Below are 22,693 nucleotides of genomic sequence, written 5' to 3'. Positions count from 1 at the left end.
CAGCCCGCGTGGCCGGGGTCCGGACGAGCCACGGATGGAACCCACGCGGGCCTCGACGCTCGTGGTGGCGGCGTTGGCGGCGGCCGCCGTCGGCTGGTGGGTGATCAGCACCTGGTACGTACGGATGCCGGTCTTTCCGTGGTTACCCTCCGTGACGCTGGCGGCTCTGGCGGTGCTCGAGGCGTACGCGGCGGTCAACACCCGGGCCCGCATCGACCGCCGGCCGGGCCAGGATCCGGTCAACCCCCTGCTGGTCGCCAGGTTCGTGGTGCTGGCCAAGGCCTCGGCTCTCGCCGGGGCGATCTTCGCCGGCTTCTACGCGGGGCTGGTGCTCTGGCTGTTCATCCAGCAGACCCGGGCGGCGGACAACGATCTGCCCGCGGCCGTCAGTGGCCTCGCCGCGTCGCTCGCGCTGGTGGCGGCCGCTGTCTGGCTCGAACGCGCCTGCCGGGTGCCGGACCAGCCGGAGGACTCCGACGCCCCGCAACCGCCCGTCGGCTGACCCGCCGCCGGCTGTCGCCCGCAGCGGTCCCGGTGGCCGCCTGCGCACACGGGGGGTGACGGCCGTACCCGGTCGCGGGTACGGTGCCAGCGACCGGTACCGCTCGACGCGCCACCGCGCCTGCCGCACTGGTCGATCGAACGACCAGGTCCACCTGCCGTCGTAGTCCCGACCGACGGTGGTGGACGGGCACGGCAGAGGAGACGCGGTATGGCGTACGACGACTCGCCTTATCGCCGGCGGAGCGCGGGCGTACCGGAACCGGGCGGCCACGGCGATCCCGGCCACGGCGATCCCGGCCACGGCTACTCCGGCGACCCCGGCTACGGCGACCCCGGCTACGGCGGCCCGGACGGCCCCGGCGAGCCCGGCAACCGTACCGCCTCCGGCTATCAGACGAGTTCGTTCACCACGGCGGGGGCCGTCACCGACGCGGGTGCCGGCACCGCCACCACGACCACCGGCCGGACCCGTGGTGGCGGCAGGCGGTCGGCGGGTCGGCGGTCCGGCCACCGCCGCCCGGCCCCCGGGCTCGACGACGTCTTCGACGATCCACGGCACGGCGAGCCGGGCCGCGACCGGCTCGCCGTGCACGTCGTCTGGGAGACGATCCTGCTGGCCGTGGTCGGTGGGCTCGGCTACCTGCTCTACCAGGAGGATCCGACGGTCACCGGGGCGGCGGCCCGGGATCCGCTGCTGGTCTACGCCACCGGGCTCGGCCTGCTCGTACTGGCCGCCGGGGTGAGCCTGCGTGCCGGGGCACCGAATCTCGCCATCGGGCCGGTGGCCATCGCGGCCGCGCTGCACTTCGCCGAGAACGGCGACAACGGCGTGCTGCCGGTGCTGGTCACCGCCGGCATCTGGGCGGTGGTGCTCGGCGTGCTCACGGCCGTGCTGGTGACCGGTCTGCAGATGCCCGGCTGGGCCGGCAGTCTCGTCGCCGCCTGCGTCGCGGTCGTGTTCATCCAGCAACGCGCCGCGCCGGTCGACCTGCAGGGTGCGTTCGACCCGACCGGCCAGGCAGTCTTCCTGTTCGGTGGGTTCGTGGCGGTGGCCGTGCTCGGCGGGATCCTCGGCACCGTCAAACCGGTACGCCGGGGTGTCGGACGGTTCCGCCCGGTCGCCGATCCGGCGTTGCGGCGTGGCGCGACCGCCGCCATGGTCACCAGCGGGGCGCTGGTGGTCTCGATGGGTCTGGCGGTCGGCGGCGGCGTGCTGCTGGCCGCGGTCGGCGGCGGGCCGGTCAGCCCGTCGGTCGGGCTGGAGTGGAGCGCGCTCGCGATCGGCGCCGCGCTGCTCGGCGGCACCAGCGTCTTCGGCCGGCGCGGCGGGATCTTCGGCGCCGTGTTCGCGGTGGTCGGCCTGACGATCTTCATCCGGTACGCCGACCTTCGCCAGCTGGACATCGCGTTGTACGCCACCGCTGCCGTCACCCTGGCGGTCGGGCTCGTGGTGACCCGGCTGGTGGAGACCTTCGGACGGCCCCGCGTCCGGCAGGAGGTCGAGGACGCCGAACCGCCGCCGGAGGAGGAGGACGAGTGGGTCGAGCCACCGCCGCAGTCCTGGACGCCGGCCGTCACCCAGGACTCGTGGTCGGCGACGCTGCCGGCGCAGCCGGCCCGGGCCCGGGAACGCTGGGACACCGGCAACCACTGGGGGTGAGGCCGGCCAGTGCGGCGGTGGCCGACCCGCTGCCGACCCGCCCGGGCCCGCGACGGTCGGGTTAGGCTCGGCGTATGACCGAATCGCCGGCCCCGGGGCGCGCTGTGCCGACCTTCGCCGAACTCGACGTGCTCTCCACCGAGCAGCTGCGGGAACGGGCCTTCGACCTGGCCCGCGAGCGCAAGGACCTCGGCTTCTTCTGGTCGATCACCAAGCGGTTGTCGCGGGCCGACGACGCCAGCGAGCTGGACGGCGCACCGAACTCGATCGGCCCGACCGTCGACGACGCGGTGGCGATGTGGCGGGAGTTCACCGGCCACGAGTACGGCGAGTCCGAGCCGCTGCTGCGCGCGGCGTTCATCGACTACCTGCTGCACGACGGTCACCGCGACTGAGCCCCGCCAGCCGGTACCCGCCCGTCAGCCGGCGTCCAGCAGCCGGCGGCGGCTGACCACGCCGACCGGATCCCCGGCGGCGTCGACGACCCGCCCGTGCTCGGTCCCGTCGGCGAGCAGCCGGGCCAGCGCGTCGTAGCGGGAGACGCCCAGCGTCAGGGTGGGCAGCCCGGCCAGGTCCGGTAGCTCCGACTCCGGCTCCAGCAGGTCCCGGTCGACCGGGGTGACCGCGAGGCGGCGGATCGCCCGGTCCGCGCCGACGAACTCCCGGACGAACCCGGTGGCCGGCTGACCGAGCAGGGTGGTGGGGTCGGCGTACTGCTCCAGGTGGCCGCCCTCGGACAGCACGGCGATCCGGTCGCCGAGCCGGACCGCCTCGTCGAGGTCGTGGGTGACCAGCACGATCGTCTTGCGGACCTCGGCCTGCAACCGCAGGAACTCCTCCTGCAGCCGGCCGCGCACGATCGGGTCGACCGCGGAGAAGGGCTCGTCCATCAGCAGGACGACCGGGTCGGCGGCGAGGGCGCGGGCCACGCCGACCCGTTGACGCTGCCCACCGGACAACTCGTGCGGGTACCGCTTCGCGTACCGGCCCGGCTCCAGCCCGACCAGGTCGAGCAGTTCGTCGGCGCGGCGGCGGATCTGGTCGCGGGGCCAGCCGAGCAGCCGGGGCACGGTGGCGACGTTGGCCCGGATCGTCTGGTGCGGGAAGAGTCCGACGTGCTGGATGACGTAACCGATCCGCCGGCGCAACCGCACCGGGTCGACCCCGGTGACGTCCTCGTCGCCGAGCAGGATCCGGCCACTGGTCGGCTCGATCAGCCGGTTGATCATGCGCAGGACGGTCGACTTGCCGCAGCCGGACGGCCCGATCAGCACCACCAGTTCGCCAGCGGGGATGCGCAGCGACAGGTCGCGTACGGCGCGGGTGCCGTCCGGAAACTGTTTGCCGATGCCGGTCAACGTGATCGCCGCCGCGCCACCGGCGTCCCGCGCGGTACCGTCCACCTGTGTCCTTCCACCTGCTCGACGACCGGGCTGATCCGGGGAACCCGTGGTTCTCCGGCCAGTACGTGCGGGACAACTGGTCGACGATCGTCGCCGCGTTCACCGAACACGTCACCCTGACCGTACAGGCGGTGGTGGTGGCGGCGCTGATAGCGGTGCCGTTGGCGGTGCTGGCGTACTGGTTCCGGCCGTTGACCGGTCCGATCCTGGCGCTCACCGGGGTGCTCTACACGATCCCGTCGCTGGCCCTGCTGGCCTTCCTGGCCCCGTACGTGGGGGCGACCAACCCGGCGTCGGTGCTGATCGCCCTGGTCCTGTACGCGCTGCTGCTGGTGGTGCGCAACTGCCTGGCCGGGCTGACCCAGGTGCCGGCGGACACGATCGAGGCGGCCGACGGGATGGGGTACGGCCGGCTCGTCCGGCTGCTGCGCATCGAACTGCCGCTGGCTCTGCCGAGCATCCTGACCGGGGTACGGCTGGCGACGGTCTCCACCGTCGCGCTGGTCACCGTCGGGTCGCTGATCGGCTACGGCGGTCTCGGCGACCTGATCTTCAGCGGTTTCCGGAACAACTTCTACAAGGCACAGATCCTCACCGGGACCCTGCTCAGTGTGGCGCTGGCGCTGGCGCTCGATCTGCTGCTGGCGGTCGCCGGGCGGCTGCTGACGCCGTGGACCGCCCGGCGGGCCGTCCGATGAGCCGTCGGTACGCGGCGGCGAACCCCGTCGAGCAGGCGGTGGTCTGGCTCAACGATCCGCTCAACTGGACCAATCCGGGTGGGGTGCTCGACCGGTTGGGCGAGCATCTGGTGATCTCGGCGGCGGCGGTGGCGATCGGGGTCCTGGTGGCCTGGCCGCTCGGCCTCTGGCTCGGCCACACCGGACGCGGCGGTGCCGTGGTGGTCCTGGTGTCGAACATCACGTTGGCGGTGCCGACGATCGCGCTGCTGTCCATTCTGCCGTTGACGTTCCTGGGCTTCGGCAAACCGCCGGTGATCCTGGCCCTGGCGGTGTTCGCGGTGCCGCCGCTGCTGGCCAACGCGTACACCGGGCTGCGCCAGGTCGACCCGCAGGTGCGTGAGGCGGCCCGGGGGATGGGCCTGTCCGGCTGGCAGGTGCTGCGCCGGGTCGAGCTGCCGCTCGCGGTGCCGTACCTGGCCGCCGGGTTCCGGACCGCCGCGGTGCAGGTGGTGGCGACGGCGGCGCTGGCGGCGTTCGTCAACGGCGGGGGTCTGGGCCAGATCATCAGTGCCGGATTCGGGTTGGGCATCTCGGTGGGCGGCGGCCAGATCCTGGCCGGCGGCCTGCTGGTCGCGTCGCTCGCGCTGGTCACCGAGGCGGTGTTGGCGGTGGCCGAGCGGATGCTCACGCCACTGCCGCTGCGGCGCTACCGGCGGCCGGCCGACGAACAGGCCAGTGCGGTGGGAGCGGCTTGACGCGTCCTGTGACGATCCGATGACAACCGATCTTCAGCGCTTGTCGGACCTGGCTGTGAGGATGTTCGGTAGAGGAATCGGGCGACGGCGCCGGCGACGGCACAAGCCGGTCGCGTTTGCGGGCATACGGGAGGCGGGCAGTCATGCTGGTACGGACACGGGTCGCGCTGGGCGCGGTGAGCGCGGTCGCGGCGGCGGGGATTCTCGCCGGCTGCGGGGATGCCGGGTCGTCCGGCACCGACGCGCCGCAGGCGGGGGCGTCCGGTGCCGGCTGCGCACCGGTCGCCGGCGATCAGCTGGTGGTCCTCGACGACGACCAGAATCTGCAGAACACCGACAACATCGTGCCGGCGATCAACGCCGACGCGGCATCGCCGCAGGTCATCGCCGCGCTGGACAAGGTGTCGGCTGCGCTGGACACCGAAAAGCTGATCGGGCTCAACCGGGCGGTCGACGTCGACCGGCAGACGCCGCAGGCTGCGGCCGAGGAGTTCGCCGCTGCCGAGGGCCTGGCCGACGGTATCGAGACCGGACCGGGCGGCGAGTTGACCGTCGGCGCGGCGAACTTCAGCGAGAGCGAGATCCTGGGCGAGCTGTACAAGATCGCGTTGACGGCCGCCGGCTACGAGGTGACGGTGCAGCAGATCGGCAACCGCGAGCTGTACGAGCCGGCGTTGGAGACCGGTGAGATCCAGGTGGTCCCGGAGTACGCCGCCACCCTGGCCGACTTCATCAACGGCAAGGTCGAGGGCGAGAACGCTCCGGCGATCTCGTCGACGGACCTGACCGAGACCATGGCCGGGCTGCGCCGCGTCGGTGAGCAGGTCAACATCGTCTTCGGGGAGCCGTCGGCGGCGCAGAACCAGAACGCCTTCGCGGTGACCAGTGCGTTCGCCGAGGAGTACGGTGTGCGGACGCTTTCCGAGCTGGCCGAGAAATGCTCCGGCGAGGCGACTGTGCTGGGTGGTCCGCCGGAGTGCCCGCAGCGGCCGAAGTGCCAGCAGGGGTTGGTCGAGGTGTACGACTTCCGGGCCGGTGAGTTCAGTTCTCTCGACGCCGGTGGGCCGCAGACCAAGACCGCGTTGACCACCGGTGAGATCAGCGTCGGTCTGGTGTTCTCCTCGGACGGTGCGTTGGCCGCCGGCTGATTTTTCCGGTGGCGTCCGTACGGATGCCACCACCGGCTGTCGTCGGGCCTGTCCACTCGGCCGCTCAGCGGTACCCGTTCCGTTGATCTGCAGATGTGGGTAGGCTCGACAGCCATGTCCGCTCCCGAGGCCGAAGAGGAGCCACGCCGCACGGTTCCACTCAAGTGGCTTACCTGGGGTGGCCTGGGGTTGGCGCCTCTAGCTGCGGTTTTGTTGCTGCTTGGCGATGGTGACGGGTCATTACGGCTCGCGATGGTGATCGCGATCGCATCGGTCGTCCTGATCGGATTGTCAATCACTTTACGTGGTGGCATCGAAACTATGCGCACTGACATGGAAGATGCGCTGGTGGAGGAGATGGACGTGCTCCGCGAGGACGTCCGTAATGACATTTCCACGGCGGTACGGGCCACCCATCGCGCGCTCGGCGAAAAGGTGCAGGCGATGCAGGACGACGTCGAGGCACTGCGTGGCCAGGTGGACGCGGTCCGTGGGGAAGTGGTGCGCAGCGAGGCGGTCCGCGTCGAGTCCGCCCGCGCCGAAGCGGTCCGGGCGGAGGCCACCGCCCGCGACGTACCGGTCCGGGGCCGGGACGCCTCCGGCGGTGACCGGGGCCGGTCGGCCCGTCCCGACGACGAGGCCGGGTACGACCGCTTCGACCCGAGCGCCCCGGCGTCGGCGGTGCCGGCGGCTGCCCCTGCCTCCGGCCCGGCCGGCTACGGCGGGCGCAACGGTGCCGACGGCTACGGCGGGCGCAACGGCGCGGCCGACTACGACGGTCAGTACGGCGCGGGTCAGTACGGGGCCGGTCAGTACGGGTCCGGTCCGACCGGTGGCCGCGCCTCGGTGCCGGCGGTGACCGGGACCGTGCTGCCCCGTCAGCCAGCGGCCAACGGGCTGGCCCGGCAGATCGAGCCGGCCCCGGCGAGTGGCCGCCGACCGGCGGCCGAGGAACCGGGGGGCACCGTGTACGGCGGCACCCGGTACGGCACCCGTACCGGTGAGTCGATCGACGGGGAATGGTCGGCGAGTTCGACACGCGGTCGACGCGCGGCCGAGGCCGACGAGCAGTCGTGGTCCGACCGACGGCCGCGTGGCCAGGCCGACGACCGGTGGTCCTGGAACGGTGACCGCGACGACAGTTCCGAGCAGCGCTACGGCGACCGGGCCGAGGACCGGTGGGACGCCGGGCGGGCCGACGGCTACGGCACCGGCTCGCCGGCGCAGCGGTGGTCGACCGGCCGGGGCGAGGACGGCTACGCCGACCGGGCGGCCGGTGCCGGTCGACCCGACCGGTACGCCGAGGACCGGGCCGGCCGTTACCCCGACGACCGGTTGGACCGGCCGGGTGGCCGGTTCGACGGCCCCGACCCGAGGGGCGCGCGGGACGCCTCCCGGTTCGACGCGCCGGTGTCCGGTGCCCGATCGGCGGACGAGCCGCCGTGGCGCGACGCCCGCTGGGACCAACGGGCGCCCGACGTGGCGGACAGCCCGGGTCCGCGCCGTACCGCGCTGCCGGCGCTGCCGGCCGGCAGCAGCGCCGAGGTCACGCCCTGGTCGTCCGGCGTACGCGAGGTGGCCGACGCCGAACCGGTGCGCCGCAGCCGTCGTTACCGCGACGACGACGACGAACCTGGCCGTCGTTACCGCGCCGACGACCTCGAGGGTGGCCGCTACCGCGACGACGACGAGCCCGGCCGTCGCTACCGGCCCGACGACCTCGAGGGCGGCCGCTACCGCGACGACGATCCGGGCGGGCGCAACCGCGCCGACGAAGCGGGCGGCCGGTACCGCGCCGAGAGCAGCCGGGACGTCCGTGGCGAGCCCGACGCCGGTCGGCGCTACCGGGCCGACGAGTTCGACGGTGGCCGGTACCGCGACGACGGCGGCACCGGTCGGCGCTACCGGGACGACACCGGCCGGGACCTGCACGACGACGTGGGGCGGGGCTACCGGGACGACGCCGGCCGGGGCTACCGGGACGACGCGGGGCGGGGATATCGCGACGACGTCGGGCGCGGCTACCGCGACGACGGCTACGCCGATGACGGGCGGGGCCGCTACGCCGACGACTACGAGTACTCCGAGGACCGTCGACGGCGCTAGCCCGACCTCACTTGTCGATGTCACCGACCACGAAGAACATCGACCCGAGGATCGCCACCAGATCCGGTACCAGGCTGCCCGGGATCAGCGTCGCCAACGCCTGCACGTTGGCGTACGAGGCGGTCCGCAGCTTGAGCCGCCACGGGGTCTTCTCGCCCCGGGACACCAGGTAGTAACCGTTGACGCCGAGCGGGTTCTCGGTCCAGGCGTACGTGTGCCCCTCGGGTGCCTTGACCACCTTGGGCAGCCGGACGTTGACCGGCCCGGTCAGCTGGTCGACCCGGTCGAGACAGCGGCGGGCCAGCTCGAGGGAGACGTACACCTGGTCGAGCAGGACCTCGAACCGGGCGTGGCAGTCGCCGGTGCGCCGGGTGACCACCGGGACGTCGAGTTCGCCGTAGGCGAGGTACGGCTCGTCGCGGCGCAGGTCCAGGTCGAGCCCGCTGGCCCTGGCGACCGGCCCGGACGCGCCGAACGCGGCGGCGGTGGCGGCGTCGAGCACCCCGACGCCGACGGTACGGGCGAGGAAGATCTCGTTGCGCCGGATCAGCCGGTCCAGGTCGGGCATCCGCGCCTCGACCTGGCCGATGGCTTCGCGGGCCCGGCGGGTCCAGCCGGCCGGCACCTCCTCCTTGAGGCCGCCGACCCGGTTGAACATGTAGTGCATCCGCCCGCCGGAGACCTCCTCCATGACGGTCTGCAGGGTCTCCCGCTCCCGGAACGAGTAGAACACCGGGGTGAGCGCCCCGATCTCCAGTGGATACGAGCCGAGGAACATCAGGTGGTTCAGCACCCGGTTCAGCTCGGCCAGCGCGGTCCGCAGCCAGACCGCGCGTTCCGGCACCTCGATGCCCATCAGCCGCTCGACGGCGAGCACCACCCCGAGTTCGTTGCCGAACGCCGACAACCAGTCGTGCCGGTTCGCCAGCATGATGATCTGGCGGTAGTCGCGTACCTCGAACAGCTTCTCGGCACCCCGGTGCATGTAGCCGACGATCGGCTCGCAGGAGACCACCCGCTCGCCGTCGAGGACCAGCTTGAGCCGCAGTACGCCGTGTGTGGACGGATGCTGTGGGCCGATGTTGAGCACCATGTCGGCGGTGTCCAGGCCGGCACCCGTGCCGACGGTGACCTGACGGAGCCCGGCTGCCGGGTCGGCCGCAGGCAGCGAACCGGTCTCGGTGTCCATGCCGGTCATCGTGCCACGTCGCTGCCGCCGTCGTCGGCCAGCAGCGCGGCGGCTGCGTCGGCGGCCGGCAGCGAACCGTCCTCGGCGGTCAGGCCGACGGGCTGCAGCAGCCACCAGTGCGCGCCCAGGCCGTACGGGTCGGTCAGTTCGGCGGCGGTGCCGGCGGCGGACAGCGCGGCGAGATAGCCGCGTGGGTCGCTGCCGGCCAGGGCCAGCGGCGGCCGGGCACCGGACACGCCCAGCGTCCGCAGGACGTCGCGTTGCCGGCGCAGCAGATGACCGGCGCCACCGGCGGCGGCGGTGCCGGCGTCGGCCACCGCGTCGATCGCCACGTGGGCGGTGACGTCGCAGGAGCCGTCGGGCACCGGGGCGACGGTCCGACCGGACCGGTAGCCGGTCAGCGTGCTGGCGGTCGGGCGTTCGGCGTACCGGTGGCCGTAGTCGACCGCGACCGCGACGCCCCGCCGCAGCGTCCGGACGGCCTCGGCCCAGGCCTCGTCGCGGGCCCGACCGAGGTCGGCCCGGCCGCCGTTGGGCAGCGCCGGCCACCACCGGGCCAGCCAGGCGGCGTCGGCGTCGGCAAGCGGGTCGCCGGGCCGCTCGGCGCCGGTGACCGGGTCGACCAGGCCGTACCGCACGACGCCGTCGACCCGCACGGCCAGATCCAGCGGTACGTTGTCCAGCCATTCGGTGGCGACGAGCAGTCCGACGATCCCGGTCGGGAGGGTGGCCTGCCAGCCGATGTCGGCGGCCAGCCCGGCGGGTCGGTCGGCGTGGTCGACGCCGACCAGCCGGAGCCGTCCGGCGAGTGGTCGGGCCCTGTCGTGGACGGTGCCGAGCAGGTCGTGGACGGTGCCGAGCAGCTCGCCGCCACCGGCGCCGATGTCGACCAGGTCGAGCGGGTCGGGGTGGCCGAGCAGCCGGTCGACCCGGGTCAGCAGCCGCAGCACCGCCGTGGCGAACGGCACCCCGGTCTGGGCGCTGGTCCGGAAGTGCGTCGCCGGCACCGGCCCGCCCCCGGCCCGGTAGAAGCCCTGCGGACCGTAGAGCGCCCGGGTCATGGCGGCCCGCCAGGTCAGCACCCGGCCACCCTAGTCGACCGGGGTGAAGGTTTTCACACACCATGTTTCGGCCGTGTGGCGGCGGCGCATACTGGGCATCGACCGGTACCCCCGTTTCGAGGACTGGATCACGTTATGAGCGCATTGGCGCGCCCGGCGGCGGACGTCTCCGCCGACCGGGACACCGGCCCCACCGTCGGGGTCATCGGCGCCGGACGGGTCGGCGTGGTGCTCGCCGCCGCCCTCGCCGCCGCCGGCTACCGGATCACCGCCGTCTCCGGCGACAGCCCGACGAGCAGACAACGGATCGCCCGGATGCTGCCCGGCGTGCCGCGTCGGCCGGTCCCCGCTGTGCCGGCCACCGCCGACCTGCTGATCCTGAGCGTGCCGGACGACACACTGCCCGGACTGGTGGCCGAGCTCGCCGCCCGGCAGGTGCTGCGCACCGGTCAGGTGGTGGCGCACACCTCGGGCGCGTACGGGCTCGGGGTGCTCGCCGAGGTGGAGCGTGCCGGGGCCGTCGGGCTGGCACTGCACCCGGCGATGACCTTCACCGGGCAGCCAGGGGATCTCGACAGGTTGCCCGGCATCAGCTACGGCGTCACCGCCCCGGTATCGGCGCGGGCGTTGGCGCAGCGGCTCGTCGCCGATCTCGGCGGCAGCGTCGAGTGGGTCGACGAAACCGACCGTCCGCTCTACCACGCCGCCTTGGCACACGGTGCCAATCACCTGGTCACCCTGGTCAACGAGGCCGCCGACCGGCTGCGCGACGCCGGGGTCGGTGACCCGGCGAAAGTGCTGGCGCCGCTGCTGCGGGCCGCCCTGGACAACGCACTGGCGCACGGCGACGCGGCGCTGACCGGGCCGGTGTCGCGCGGCGACGCCGGTACCGTCGCGCGGCATGTCGACCGCCTGGCCGGGACCGCGCCGGAGAGTCTGCCGAGCTACCTGGCGCTGGCCCGGCGGACCGCCGACCGGGCGATCGCCGCCGGTCGGCTGTCGGCCGGCGACGCCGTACCGCTGCTCGACGTGCTGGCCGGCCGGGACCCCGCTGCGGCGGCGCGCCGGGAGTGGGCGCGGTGAGCGCGCCGGGAGTGGGCGCGGTGGGTGCGTCGTCGACCGCCGGGTTGCAGGTCGCCTGGACCCGCGCCGAGCTGGCCGCCGTACGGGCCGGCTGGACCGGATCGGTGGCGGTGGTGATGACGATGGGTGCGCTGCACGACGGGCACGCCGCCCTGCTGCGGGCGGCGACGGCCCGGGCCGACCACGTCATCGTGACGATCTTCGTCAACCCGCTGCAGTTCGGTCCGACCGAGGATTTCGACCGCTATCCGCGCACCATCGACGACGACCTGGAGATCTGCCGGCAGGCCGGGGTCGGGCTGGTGTTCGCGCCGGGCCGGGCCGAGATCTACCCGGACGGCGAGCCGATGGTCCGGGTGAACCCCGGTCCGGTCGGCGAGACCCTGGAGGGGGCGAGCCGGCCCGGCTTCTTCCACGGCGTCCTCACCGTGGTGCTCAAGCTGCTCCAGTTGACCCGCCCTGATCTGGCCTTCTTCGGCGAGAAGGACTACCAGCAGCTGACCCTGGTCCGGCGGATGGTGCGGGACCTGGACCTGCCGGTGGAGATCGTCGGGGTGCCGACCGTCCGGGAGGCCGACGGGCTGGCCCGGTCGAGCCGCAACCGGTACCTGTCCCCGTCGCAACGACGGACGGCGCTGGGGCTGGCCGCGGCGTTACGGGCCGGGGCCGCGACGGCCGACGCCGGAGGTGACGCCGCCGAGGTGGTGGCTGCCGGCCGGGCCGCCTTCGACCGGCACACCGCCGGCGCCGCCGAGCTGGACTACCTGGTGCTGACCGGTCCCGACCTGGCCCCGCCGGTGGCCGGCCCGGCCCGGCTGCTGATCGCGGCCCGGGTCGGCGGGACCAGGTTGATCGACAACGCGCCGGTGCACCTGGCCGACCCCCGACCCGACCTGCAGTCCGGCCCGCGATCGGAAGGACCCTGATGCTGCGCACCATGCTCAAGTCGAAGATCCACCGGGCCACGGTGACCCAGGCCGACCTGCACTACGTCGGCTCGGTCACCGTCGACGCCGACCTGCTCGACGCGGCGGACCTGCTCCCCGGTGAGCAGGTCGCCATCGTGGACGTGACGAACGGGGCGCGGCTGGAGACGTACGTCATCGAAGGTGCCCGGGGCAGCGGCGTGATCGGCATCAACGGTGCCGCCGCCCACCTGGTGCACCCCGGTGACCTGGTCATCCTGATCGCGTACGGGCAGTTCACCGACGAGCAGGCGCGTGCCTTCACCCCCCGGGTGGTACACGTCGACGCCGCCAACCGGGTGATCCAGCTGGACGCGGACCCGGCCGGGGCGCCGGCCGGTCTGGTCGGCGAGCCGGTACGCGGTGACCGGGCCGTCGGCTGGCCGACGGTTGCCGCCACGCCGTAGCGTGGGACGTCGCCGTCGTACCGTGCTGCCCCACCGTCACCGGCCGGTGACTGGAAGCTCACGTATGCTCGGCGGTCCGTACTACTGCCTGCCAGCCAGTGCCCGTGGGAGGGACACGATGCGCCGATGGACCGCCGCCGTCGCGGTCGGCGGAGCGCTCGCGCTCGGCCTGACCGGTTGCGGCCTGCCCGCCGGGGTGGACGGGAAGCTGACGAACAGTTGGCAGCCGATCCCCGAGCCGACCCCGTTCGTGCCGCCGGCGGAGGTCTGCCACTCGGGTGACTTCGCCGAGACCGCCTACCTGTCGTCGTACAGCCCGGTGGACTGCACCGCGCCGCACCGGACCGAGACGGTGCACGTCGGGGCGTTCGGCGCGGCGGTGGCCGAGGCGGCCGAGCCGCCGGCCCAGGGGTCGGCGGAGATCCGTGGCGCGTACGCCGAGTGTGACACCAAGGCCAGCGAGTACGTCGGTGGCGACTGGCGGTCCGGTCGGCTGTGGATCGGCGTCGCGGTGCCCTCGCCGGCGGCCTGGGAGGGCGGCGCCCGGTGGTTCCGCTGCGACATGACGGAGCTGACCAACGTCGAGGACAACGGCGGTACGGCCAGCCGTACCGCGAGTCTGCGGGACGCGCTCGCCGAGCCGTCCCCGCTGCATCTGACCTGCTACGCGGTGCGCAACGACAGCAACGGCGCGATCGACACGATGCCGGCGGAGCAGTGCGACAAGCCGCACAACGCGGAGTTCGCCGGGGTGTGGCAGGCACCGGACATCCCGTTCCCCACCAAGGACCGGGACTGGGCCCAGTTCCACGCCGAGTGCCGCAAGATCATCGGCCGGTACGCCGGGGTGCCGCTCGACGACAACCTGCAGTTCCGTACGGGTGTGATCTCGCTGCCGGGCGGCGCGACCGAGTGGGCGGCCGGCAACCGGGGGGTCCGCTGCTACCTGTGGCTCAACGAGCGCAACGTCAGCCGTTCGCTCAAGGGCGCCGGGACCGACGGGCTGCCGATCCAGTACGAGTAGGCGGCGGCGCGGGTGTACCGGCCCACATCCGGTCGCCCCGGCGCACCCGGCCTGCGGCGGGCGGGGTTGACTGACGCCATGCTCGTGCGTACCCCGGAACTGCCCGCCCTGCCGGGCCGGCTCGCCGCGCCGCAGCCCGGTTGGGCGGAGACCACCGACGTGGTGGTCGTCGGCTCCGGGATCGCCGGTCTGACCGCCGCGCTCTACCTGCGGGAAGCCGGCCTGCACGTCACCGTCGTGACCAAGGTCAACATCGACGACGGCTCCACCCGCTGGGCGCAGGGCGGGATCGCCGCCGTGCTGGACCCGCTGGACACCCCGGCGGCGCACGCCCAGGACACCGAGGTCGCCGGCGTCGGCCTGTGCGACCGGGACGCGGTCCGGACCCTGGTGGAGGAGGGGCCGGCGCGGGTCCGGGAGCTGATGCGGGTCGGCGCGGAGTTCGACCGGGACGCCGCCGGTGCGCTGCTGCTCACCCGGGAGGGTGGGCACCGGGCGAACCGGATCGTGCACGCCGGCGGTGACGCGACCGGTGCCGAGGTGCAGCGGGCGCTGCACGCGGCGGTCCGCCGGGACCCGTGGATCCGGCTGGTCGAGCACGCCCTGGTGGTCGACCTGCTGCGGGCCGCCCCGGAGCGGGCCGGGGCACCGGGTGCCGCCTGCGGGGTCACCCTGCACGTGCTCGGCGAGGGCTCCCCGGACGGGGTCGGGGCGATCCTGGCCCGGGCGGTGGTGCTGGCCACCGGCGGGATGGGGCAGATCTTCGCCACCACCACCAACCCGGCGGTCTCCACCGGCGACGGGGTGGCGCTCGCGCTGCGGGCCGGCGCGGTCGTGGCCGACCTGGAGTTCGTCCAGTTCCATCCCACCGCGCTGGCGGTGCCCGGTGGGGCCGGCGGCAGCGGACAGCAGCCGCTGGTCTCCGAGGCGCTGCGCGGCGAGGGCGCCCACCTGGTCGACCCGGACGGCAAACGGTTCATGCTCGGCCAGCACGAACTCGCCGAACTGGCCCCCCGGGACGTGGTCGCCAAGGGCATCCACCGGGTGATGGTGGCCAACGACAGCGACCACGTCCATCTGGATGCCCGGCATCTGGGTGCCGAGTTCCTGGACCGGCGCTTCCCGACCATCGTCGCCTCCTGCCGGGCCGCCGGCATCGAGCCGGCGCAGGCGTTGATCCCGGTCGCACCGGCCGCGCACTACGCCTCCGGCGGCGTCCGTACCGACCTGTACGGCCGGACCAGCATCCCCGGCCTGTACGCCTGCGGCGAGGTGGCCTGCACGGGGGTGCACGGCGCCAACCGGCTGGCCAGCAACTCGCTGCTGGAAGGGCTGGTGTTCGCCCGGCGGATCGCCCGCGACATCGCCCGTGCGCTGCCCGCCCAGCAGGATCCGGCCGGGCCCGACGCCGGCACCGGCGACGACCCCGGATGGGTGGTGGCGGCGACCGCGCGGCAGCCGTTGCAGCGGGCGATGAGCCGGGGCGCCGGGGTGCTGCGGTCGGCGGCCACCCTCGACGCAGCGGCGACCGCGTTGCGCGCCGCGGCCGCCGTGCCGGGTGTGCCCGGCACCGCCGACTGGGAGACGACTAATCTGGTCACCGTCGCCACCGCGCTGGTGGCGGCGGCGTACGCCCGGCAGGAGACCCGGGGTTGTCACTGGCGTGACGACTTCCCGGAGGCCGACGAGGACTGGTCGGGACATCTGGTGAGCGGTCTCGGCTCCGCCGGAGCGCCCACCCTGACCTGGGAGCCGTCATGCGCAGCGAGCTGACCGCCGGGCCGGTCGACGGCGACCTCGACCCCGTCGTGGTCGAGCGGGTGGTCGCGACCGCGCTCGCCGAGGATCTCGGTCCGGCCGGGCTGGACGTGACCACGGCCGCGACGATCGACGCCGACCAGATCGGCACCGCCGAGCTGGTGGCCCGGGCCGACGGGGTGGTGGCCGGGCTGGCGCTGGTCGCCGCCGTGTTCGACGCGGTGCCGTCGGCCGGTACGCCGGTCGATGTGCGGTTGCACCGCAGCGACGGTGACCGGGTGCCGGCCGGTACGGTGCTGGCCTCGGTGACCGGCCCGGTCCGGACCCTGTTGACCGGGGAACGGACCGCGTTGAACCTGATCAGTCGGCTGTCCGGGATCGCCACCCACACCCGCGCCTGGGCCGACGCGCTGGCCGGCTCGACGGCGACCGTGCTGGACACCCGCAAGACCACGCCGGGGCTGCGGGCGTTGGAGAAGTACGCGGTGCGGGTCGGCGGCGGCGGCAACAAGCGGATGGGCCTGTTCGACGTGGCGATGGTCAAGGACAACCACAAGCTGGCCGCTGGCGGGGTGGGGGCCGCGTACCGACGGGTCCGCGCGGCGTTCCCGCAGGTGCCGGTCGAGGTCGAGGTGACGACGTTGGCCGAGGCGGTGGAGGCGGTGGCGGCCGGGGCGACGTTCCTGCTCTGCGACAACATGCCGCCGGAGCTGCTGCGGGAGGTGGTGGCCGCCGTCGGCGACCGTGCCGAGTTGGAGGCGACCGGCGGGTTGACGCTGGCCAACGCGGCGCGGTACGCGGCGACCGGCGTGGACTACCTGTCGGTGGGGGCGCTCACCCACTCCTCGCCGATCATGGACATCGCGCTGGACCTGCGGCCGGCCGCCGACGCCGGTTCGCGCGACGCTGGTGCCGACGGGCCGTCGCGCTGACCGGCCGGGAGGACGACATGCTGCTCTGCATCGACATCGGTAACACCAACACGGTGCTGGCCACCTTCTCTGGCGACAAGCTGGTCCACTCGTGGCGGATCAAGACCGACGCCCGGTCCACCGCCGATGAGCTGGGTCTGATGTTCCGTGGGCTGCTCGCCGGGGACGCGGTGGAGATCACCGGGGTGGCAGCCTGCTCGACGGTGCCGGCGGCGCTGCGGTCGCTACGGTCGATGCTCGCCCGCTACTACGGCGACATCCCGAGCGTCATCGTGGAGCCGGGGGTGAAGACCGGCGTGCAGTTGGCGATCGACAACCCCAAGGAGGTCGGCTCCGACCGGGTGGTCAACACTCTCGCCGCGCACACCCTGTACGGCGGTCCGTCGATCGTCGTGGACTTCGGCACCACCACGAACTTCGACGTGATCAGCGCCCGGGGGGAGTTCCTCGGCGGTGCGTTCGCGCCGGGTATCGAGATCTCGTTCGACGCGTTGGCGGCCCGGGCCGCGCAGCTGCGCAAGGTCGAGCCGACCCGGCCCCGGGCGGTGATCGGCAAGAACACGGTGGAGTGCCTGCAGTCGGGCATGTACTTCGGTTTCGCCGGTCAGGTGGATCGCATCGTGGAGCGGATGTCGGAAGAGTTGGGGCAGCTCAGCGCGGTCATTGCCACTGGTGGTCTGGCGCCGGTGGTGATCGGCGAGTGCCGGACCATCACCCACCACGAGCCCATGATCACCCTGATCGGCCTGCGGATGGTGTTCGAGCGCAACACCTGAGCCGCTGCGGCGCTTATCGACTGCCGGGTCCGCTCCGGCTTGAGTACGCTCGTGGCCGGACGGCCGCCCCGAGCTGCCCACCGTTTGTCCGTACCCCCTGTGTTTGAGGATGCCCACCGTGACCGAGCACGTGACCGTACCCGACGATTTCGCCGAGGATCTGCCCGAGCAGATGCGGGTGCGCCGGGAGAAGCGGGACCGGTTGCTGGCCCGGGGCGTCGCGCCGTACCCGGTGGGATATCCCCGGACGGCGACGCTGGCGCAGGTGCGTGAGCGCTTCGGCGACCTGCCGACCGACACCGCGACCGGCGAGCAGGCGGCGGTGACCGGCCGGGTGATCTTCGTACGGAACAGCGGCAAGCTCTGTTTCGCGACGCTGCGTGACGGCGACGGTACCGAGTTGCAGGTGATGCTCTCCCGGGACCGGGTCGGCGCCGAGCCGCTGGAGGACTGGAAGCGGCTGGTCGACCTCGGCGACCACGTCGGGGTCACCGGCGAGGTGATCACCAGTCGGCGGGGTGAGCTGTCGGTGCTGGCCGACTCCTGGCAGATCACCGCCAAGGCACTGCGCCCGCTGCCGGTGGCACACAAGCCGTTGAGCGAGGAGTCGCGGGTCCGGCAGCGGTACGTCGACCTGATCATGCGCCCGGAGGCGCGGCGGACCGTCGCCACCCGGGCGACGGCCATGCGTACGCTGCGTGACTCGTTCCACACCCGTGGGTACGTCGAGGTGGAGACGCCGATGCTGCAGTTGCTGCACGGCGGCGCGGCGGCCCGGCCGTTCGTCACGCACAGCAATGCCCTGGACGCCGATCTGTATCTGCGAATCGCCCCGGAGCTTTTCCTCAAGCGCTGCGTGATCGGCGGCATCGACCGGGTGTTCGAGATCAACCGGAACTTCCGCAATGAAGGGATCGACTCGTCCCACTCGCCGGAGTTCGCGATGCTGGAGACTTACGAAGCGTACGGGGACTACGACAGCATGGCGCGGCTGACCCGGGAGTTGGTGCAGGAGTGCGCTGCCGCAGTCAGTGGGTCACATGTGGTGACGCACGCCGACGGGTCGGAGTTCGACCTGGGTGGTGAGTGGCGGACCGTCACACTGTACGGAGTGTTGTCAGAAGCTCTCGGTGAGGAAGTCACCGTGCGAACCGACCGTACGCAGTTGCTGCGTTACGCCGAGAAGTTCGACGTCAGCGTCGACCCGAAGTGGGGCCCGGGCAAGCTGGCGGAGGAACTCTTCGAAGAATTGGTCGTGCCGCATCTGCACCAGCCGACGTTCGTGCGGGACTACCCGGTGGAGACCAGCCCGCTGACCCGGGAGCACCGCAGCGAGCCCGGGCTGGCCGAGAAGTGGGACCTCTACGTGCGCGGGGTGGAGCTGGCCACGGCGTACAGCGAGCTGGTCGACCCGGTGGTGCAGCGCGAGCGGCTGGTGGCACAGGCCCGGCTGGCCGCCGGGGGGGACCCGGAGGCGATGCGCCTCGACGAGGACTTCCTGCGGGCCATGGAGTACGGAATGCCGCCGGCCGGGGGCATGGGAATGGGAATCGACCGGTTGCTCATGGCCCTGACCGGCCTGGGTATTCGCGAAACCATCCTCTTCCCGCTGGTCCGTCCGGAGTAGTTCCGGCAAGTTTTCTGGGGGAGTTTGCGCGTCCTATTGACGGCTGGCGCATCTTTCGGGCTATTGTGCTCTTGATTGCGGGAGAACGTGCTCGGAAGGACAACGGCCTGTGGCCAAGCAGATCATTCACAAGCTGGTCGACGATCTGGACGGCGGCGACGCCGACGAGACCGTCAAGTTCGCCCTCGACGGCGTCCAGTACGAGATCGACCTCTCGGAGAAGAACGCGGACAAATTGCGGCAGGTGTTCGCTCCGTACGTGGCTGCAGGCACCAAGATCGGCCGCGGTGGCGTGGTCGTGGGTGGTCGGGCCGCGCGGGGTCGGGGCGGTGCTGCTGCCGACCGTGAGCAGAACCGGGCGATCCGTGCCTGGGCGAAGAAGGAAGGCAAGGAGATCTCCGACCGCGGGCGCATCCCGCAGGAGATCGTGGACGAGTACCACGCCAAGGCCGGTCGCTGATCGTCCCAGGCGTACCGGTGCTGGCCGGCTCGGCCGGTCCAGTCAGGTGCAGTGACACGAGGTACGGATGGCGACATCCGTACCTCGTGTCGTTTTTGGGGGTTTCTGGGTTTTTGGGCGCTCACTGACTGCGACCCTGGACACACCGCCAGCACCGCAGGGCACCGAGTGCGCCGCAGGGCAGGGCAAGGCAGGGCACGCGGCCCGGCGGAGGTTGTCCACAGGCTGTGCACCAGTTGTCCACAGGCCTGTGGACAACTGGCTGGCCCGGCCCGGTACGGACGGCGCGGCCGACTGCGCCGACGCCGCGCCGAACCTGCGGATCGACCGGATTTCGCTCACCGCGTAGCGCCGGAGCCTCGGGGAACAGCCAACGAGGCTGCACAGTTGGGGTAAACGTTGCGGATCGCCCCTGCTCCGGCAAGACACGGCAGGAGCGGAGCCGGTCCACGGCGATAGAGTGATGGCACGAGCTTCCACCTGGAGGCTCGTGCGCTGGCCCGCCAAGACCATTGGCGCACGGCACGTGAGGAGCACGAGGGCATGTTCGAGCGGTTCACCGACCGAGCGCGGCGAGTTGTCGTCCTGGCTCAAGAAGAAGCCCGGATGCTCAACCACAACTACATCGGCACGGAGCACATCCTGCTCGGCCTCATCCACGAGGGTGAGGGCGTGGCGGCGAAGGCCCTGGAGAGCCTGGGCATCTCGCTGGAAGGTGTGCGTCAACAGGTCGAGGAGATCATCGGCCAGGGTCAGCAGGCACCGAGCGGACACATCCCGTTCACGCCGCGGGCCAAGAAGGTCCTGGAGTTGTCGCTGCGCGAGGCGCTGCAGCTCGGCCACAACTACATCGGCACGGAGCACATCCTGCTCGGCCTGATCCGCGAGGGCGAGGGCGTCGCCGCCCAGGTGCTGGTCAAGCTCGGCGCCGACCTCAACCGGGTGCGCCAGCAGGTCATCCAGCTGCTGTCGGGCTACCAGGGCAAGGAGCCGGCGGCCGCCGGCGCGGCGGCGGGCGAGGCGGCCCCGTCGACCAGCCTGGTGCTGGACCAGTTCGGCCGCAACCTGACCCAGGCGGCCCGGGAGGGCAAGCTCGACCCGGTCATCGGCCGGGAGAAGGAAATCGAGCGGGTCATGCAGGTGCTGTCCCGCCGCACCAAGAACAACCCGGTGCTGATCGGTGAGCCCGGCGTCGGCAAGACGGCCGTGGTGGAGGGCCTGTCCCAGAAGATCATCAAGGGCGAGGTGCCCGAGACGCTGAAGGACAAGCAGCTCTACACCCTCGACCTCGGCGCGCTGGTCGCTGGCTCCCGCTACCGCGGTGACTTCGAGGAGCGCCTGAAGAAGGTGCTCAAGGAGATCCGCACCCGGGGCGACATCATCCTGTTCATCGACGAGATCCACACCCTGGTCGGCGCGGGCGCGGCCGAGGGCGCGATCGACGCGGCGAGCATCCTCAAGCCGATGCTGGCCCGTGGTGAGCTGCAGACCATCGGTGCGACCACCCTCGACGAGTACCGCAAGCACCTGGAGAAGGACGCCGCGCTGGAGCGTCGGTTCCAGCCGATCCAGGTCGGCGAGCCGTCGCTGGCCCACACCATCGAGATCCTCAAGGGCCTGCGGGACCGGTACGAGGCGCACCACCGGGTGAGCATCACCGACGGTGCCCTGGTCGCCGCCGCCACCCTGGCCGACCGGTACATCTCCGACCGGTTCCTGCCGGACAAGGCGATCGACCTGATCGACGAGGCCGGTGCCCGGATGCGGATCCGCCGGATGACCGCGCCGCCGGACCTGCGTGACTTCGACGAGCGGATCGCCCAGGTGCGTCGCGACAAGGAGTCCGCGATCGACGCGCAGGACTTCGAGCGGGCCGCCCAGCTGCGCGACAAGGAGAAGCAGCTGCTCGGGCAGAAGGCACAGCGGGAGAAGGAGTGGAAGGCCGGCGACCTCGACGTCGTCAGCGAGGTCGACGACGAGCAGATCGCCGAGGTGCTGGGCAACTGGACCGGTATCCCGGTCTACAAGCTGACCGAGGAGGAGACCTCCCGGCTGCTGCGCATGGAGGACGAGCTGCACAAGCGGGTCGTCGGTCAGTCCGACGCGGTCAAGGCGGTCTCGAAGGCGATCCGGCGCACCCGGGCCGGCCTGAAGGACCCGAAGCGGCCGTCCGGCTCGTTCATCTTCGCCGGCCCGTCCGGCGTCGGTAAGACCGAGCTGTCCAAGGCGCTGGCCGAGTTCCTGTTCGGCAGCGAGGATGCCCTGATCCAGCTGGACATGTCCGAGTTCCACGACCGGTACACGGTGTCCCGGCTGGTCGGTGCCCCGCCCGGGTACGTCGGCTACGACGAGGGTGGCCAGCTGACCGAGAAGGTCCGGCGTCGGCCGTTCTCGGTGGTGCTCTTCGACGAGATCGAGAAGGCCCACCCGGACGTGTTCAACACGTTGCTGCAGATCCTGGAGGACGGTCGGCTCACCGACGGTCAGGGTCGGATCGTCGACTTCAAGAACACCGTGATCATCCTGACCACGAACCTGGGCACCCGGGACGTGGCCAAGGCGGTGTCGCTGGGCTTCCAGGCGTCGGAGGACAACGACTCCAACTACGACCGGATGAAGCAGAAGGTCAACGACGAGCTGAAGCAGCACTTCCGGCCGGAGTTCCTCAACCGGATCGACGACACCATCGTGTTCCACCAGCTGAACCGCACCGAGATCCTGTCGATCGTGGACATCATGATCGCCCGGATCGAGACCCAGCTGCGGAACAAGGACATGAGCATGGAGCTCACCGAAAACGCCAAGAAGTACCTGGCGAAGAAGGGCTTCGACCCGGTGCTGGGTGCCCGGCCGCTGCGCCGCACCATCCAGCGCGACATCGAGGACAACCTGTCGGAGCGGATCCTGTTCAACGAGCTCAAGGCGGGTCAGATCGTGGTCATCGACTGCGACGGCGACCCCGAGGACATCGACAAGTCCAAGTTGGTGTTCCGGGGCTCGGATCGGCCGGTCACCGTGCCGGACGCAGTGCCCGCCGACCTCGGCGGCACGGCCGCCGCCGGTGCCGACGAGTAGGTCTGTACAAGCACCACCTGTTCGTGAGGCGTCGCCGGGGCACCGGCGACGCCTCACGGCGTCACGGGGGTCCGGCCGCG

Annotated in this window: 20 protein-coding genes; 17 read left to right on the top strand and 3 right to left on the bottom strand. The window is 72.2% G+C overall.

The window, feature by feature from the left end; translation table 11 throughout:
* The first annotated feature begins 34 nt into the window (after nucleotides 1-34).
* The 3 genes from O7608_RS01665 (at nucleotide 35) to O7608_RS01655 (ending at nucleotide 2,559) form a co-directional block, all read left to right on the top strand.
* Entirely contained in the window at nucleotides 35-502 is a 468-nt protein-coding gene (locus O7608_RS01665) for a DUF3180 domain-containing protein (RefSeq protein WP_289208314.1), read from the top strand.
* A 210-nt stretch (nucleotides 503-712) separates the two neighbouring features.
* Complete coding sequence (locus O7608_RS01660; RefSeq protein ID WP_289208313.1) at nucleotides 713-2,164, top strand: ABC transporter permease; 1,452 nt, start codon at nucleotides 713-715, stop codon at nucleotides 2,162-2,164.
* A gap of 74 nt (nucleotides 2,165-2,238) precedes the next feature.
* Nucleotides 2,239-2,559: a hypothetical protein gene (locus O7608_RS01655; RefSeq protein WP_282225144.1), complete on the top strand. Its 321-nt coding sequence runs from the start codon at nucleotides 2,239-2,241 to the stop codon at nucleotides 2,557-2,559.
* A gap of 24 nt (nucleotides 2,560-2,583) precedes the next feature.
* On the opposite strand, the gene O7608_RS01650 is transcribed toward O7608_RS01655, so the two are convergent.
* On the bottom strand, nucleotides 2,584-3,567 hold the full coding sequence (locus tag O7608_RS01650; RefSeq protein WP_289208312.1) for an ABC transporter ATP-binding protein: 984 nt from the start codon (nucleotides 3,565-3,567) through the stop codon (nucleotides 2,584-2,586).
* Nucleotides 3,568-3,569: 2 nt separating this feature from the next.
* Between O7608_RS01650 and O7608_RS01645 the strand changes: the two genes are divergently transcribed.
* The 4 genes from O7608_RS01645 (at nucleotide 3,570) to O7608_RS01630 (ending at nucleotide 8,256) form a co-directional block, all read left to right on the top strand.
* On the top strand, nucleotides 3,570-4,265 hold the full coding sequence (locus O7608_RS01645; protein ID WP_289208311.1) for an ABC transporter permease: 696 nt from the start codon (nucleotides 3,570-3,572) through the stop codon (nucleotides 4,263-4,265).
* Nucleotides 4,262-5,002, top strand: a complete 741-nt coding sequence (locus O7608_RS01640) for an ABC transporter permease (protein WP_289208310.1) — start codon at nucleotides 4,262-4,264, stop codon at nucleotides 5,000-5,002. The genes O7608_RS01645 and O7608_RS01640 overlap by 4 nt, the downstream gene beginning before the upstream one ends.
* Before the next feature lie 143 nt (nucleotides 5,003-5,145).
* Entirely contained in the window at nucleotides 5,146-6,150 is a 1,005-nt protein-coding gene (locus tag O7608_RS01635; RefSeq protein ID WP_289208309.1) for a glycine betaine ABC transporter substrate-binding protein, read from the top strand.
* A 321-nt stretch (nucleotides 6,151-6,471) separates the two neighbouring features.
* Nucleotides 6,472-8,256: a hypothetical protein gene (locus O7608_RS01630; RefSeq protein ID WP_289208308.1), complete on the top strand. Its 1,785-nt coding sequence runs from the start codon at nucleotides 6,472-6,474 to the stop codon at nucleotides 8,254-8,256.
* A gap of 7 nt (nucleotides 8,257-8,263) precedes the next feature.
* Here O7608_RS01630 and O7608_RS01625 read toward each other — a convergent pair whose 3' ends face one another.
* On the bottom strand, nucleotides 8,264-9,454 hold the full coding sequence (locus tag O7608_RS01625; protein ID WP_421358032.1) for an NADH-quinone oxidoreductase subunit D: 1,191 nt from the start codon (nucleotides 9,452-9,454) through the stop codon (nucleotides 8,264-8,266).
* Nucleotides 9,451-10,506: an SAM-dependent methyltransferase gene (locus O7608_RS01620; RefSeq protein WP_289210738.1), complete on the bottom strand. Its 1,056-nt coding sequence runs from the start codon at nucleotides 10,504-10,506 to the stop codon at nucleotides 9,451-9,453. The genes O7608_RS01625 and O7608_RS01620 overlap by 4 nt, the downstream gene beginning before the upstream one ends.
* A gap of 135 nt (nucleotides 10,507-10,641) precedes the next feature.
* Here O7608_RS01620 and O7608_RS01615 point away from each other — a divergent pair, with 135 nt between their 5' ends.
* The 10 genes from O7608_RS01615 to O7608_RS01570 all read left to right on the top strand — a co-directional run bounded on the left by O7608_RS01615 (nucleotide 10,642) and on the right by O7608_RS01570 (nucleotide 22,613).
* Entirely contained in the window at nucleotides 10,642-11,589 is a 948-nt protein-coding gene (locus tag O7608_RS01615) for a Rossmann-like and DUF2520 domain-containing protein (protein WP_289208306.1), read from the top strand.
* A 44-nt stretch (nucleotides 11,590-11,633) separates the two neighbouring features.
* Nucleotides 11,634-12,515: a pantoate--beta-alanine ligase gene (gene panC, locus O7608_RS01610; protein WP_289210737.1), complete on the top strand. Its 882-nt coding sequence runs from the start codon at nucleotides 11,634-11,636 to the stop codon at nucleotides 12,513-12,515.
* Nucleotides 12,515-12,961, top strand: a complete 447-nt coding sequence (panD, locus tag O7608_RS01605; protein ID WP_289208305.1) for an aspartate 1-decarboxylase — start codon at nucleotides 12,515-12,517, stop codon at nucleotides 12,959-12,961. Before panC ends, panD begins: the two co-directional genes overlap by 1 nt.
* 118 nt (nucleotides 12,962-13,079) lie before the next feature.
* Nucleotides 13,080-13,985: a septum formation family protein gene (locus O7608_RS01600; RefSeq protein WP_289208304.1), complete on the top strand. Its 906-nt coding sequence runs from the start codon at nucleotides 13,080-13,082 to the stop codon at nucleotides 13,983-13,985.
* Between the two features lie 78 nt (nucleotides 13,986-14,063).
* Complete coding sequence (locus O7608_RS01595; protein WP_289208303.1) at nucleotides 14,064-15,758, top strand: L-aspartate oxidase; 1,695 nt, start codon at nucleotides 14,064-14,066, stop codon at nucleotides 15,756-15,758.
* Nucleotides 15,743-16,675 (top strand): carboxylating nicotinate-nucleotide diphosphorylase, encoded by a 933-nt coding sequence (gene nadC / locus O7608_RS01590; protein ID WP_289208302.1) that lies wholly within the window; start codon nucleotides 15,743-15,745, stop codon nucleotides 16,673-16,675. The genes O7608_RS01595 and nadC overlap by 16 nt, the downstream gene beginning before the upstream one ends.
* Nucleotides 16,676-16,692: 17 nt before the next feature.
* Complete coding sequence (locus tag O7608_RS01585) at nucleotides 16,693-17,451, top strand: type III pantothenate kinase (protein WP_289208301.1); 759 nt, start codon at nucleotides 16,693-16,695, stop codon at nucleotides 17,449-17,451.
* A 109-nt stretch (nucleotides 17,452-17,560) separates the two neighbouring features.
* Nucleotides 17,561-19,078, top strand: a complete 1,518-nt coding sequence (lysS, locus tag O7608_RS01580; protein ID WP_421361388.1) for a lysine--tRNA ligase — start codon at nucleotides 17,561-17,563, stop codon at nucleotides 19,076-19,078.
* A gap of 109 nt (nucleotides 19,079-19,187) precedes the next feature.
* Nucleotides 19,188-19,538 (top strand): histone-like nucleoid-structuring protein Lsr2, encoded by a 351-nt coding sequence (locus tag O7608_RS01575; RefSeq protein ID WP_123603817.1) that lies wholly within the window; start codon nucleotides 19,188-19,190, stop codon nucleotides 19,536-19,538.
* Between the two features lie 543 nt (nucleotides 19,539-20,081).
* A complete protein-coding gene (locus O7608_RS01570) occupies nucleotides 20,082-22,613 on the top strand; it encodes an ATP-dependent Clp protease ATP-binding subunit (protein WP_289208299.1) in 2,532 nt (843 codons plus the stop codon).
* Nucleotides 22,614-22,693 lie beyond the last annotated feature (80 nt).

The sequence above is a fragment of the Solwaraspora sp. WMMA2056 genome (assembly GCF_030345095.1).
Classification (GTDB): Bacteria; Actinomycetota; Actinomycetes; order Mycobacteriales; family Micromonosporaceae; genus Micromonospora_E.
The sequence above is the reverse complement of the archived record's forward strand: the minus strand, read 5'-3'. Positions and strand labels throughout refer to the sequence as shown.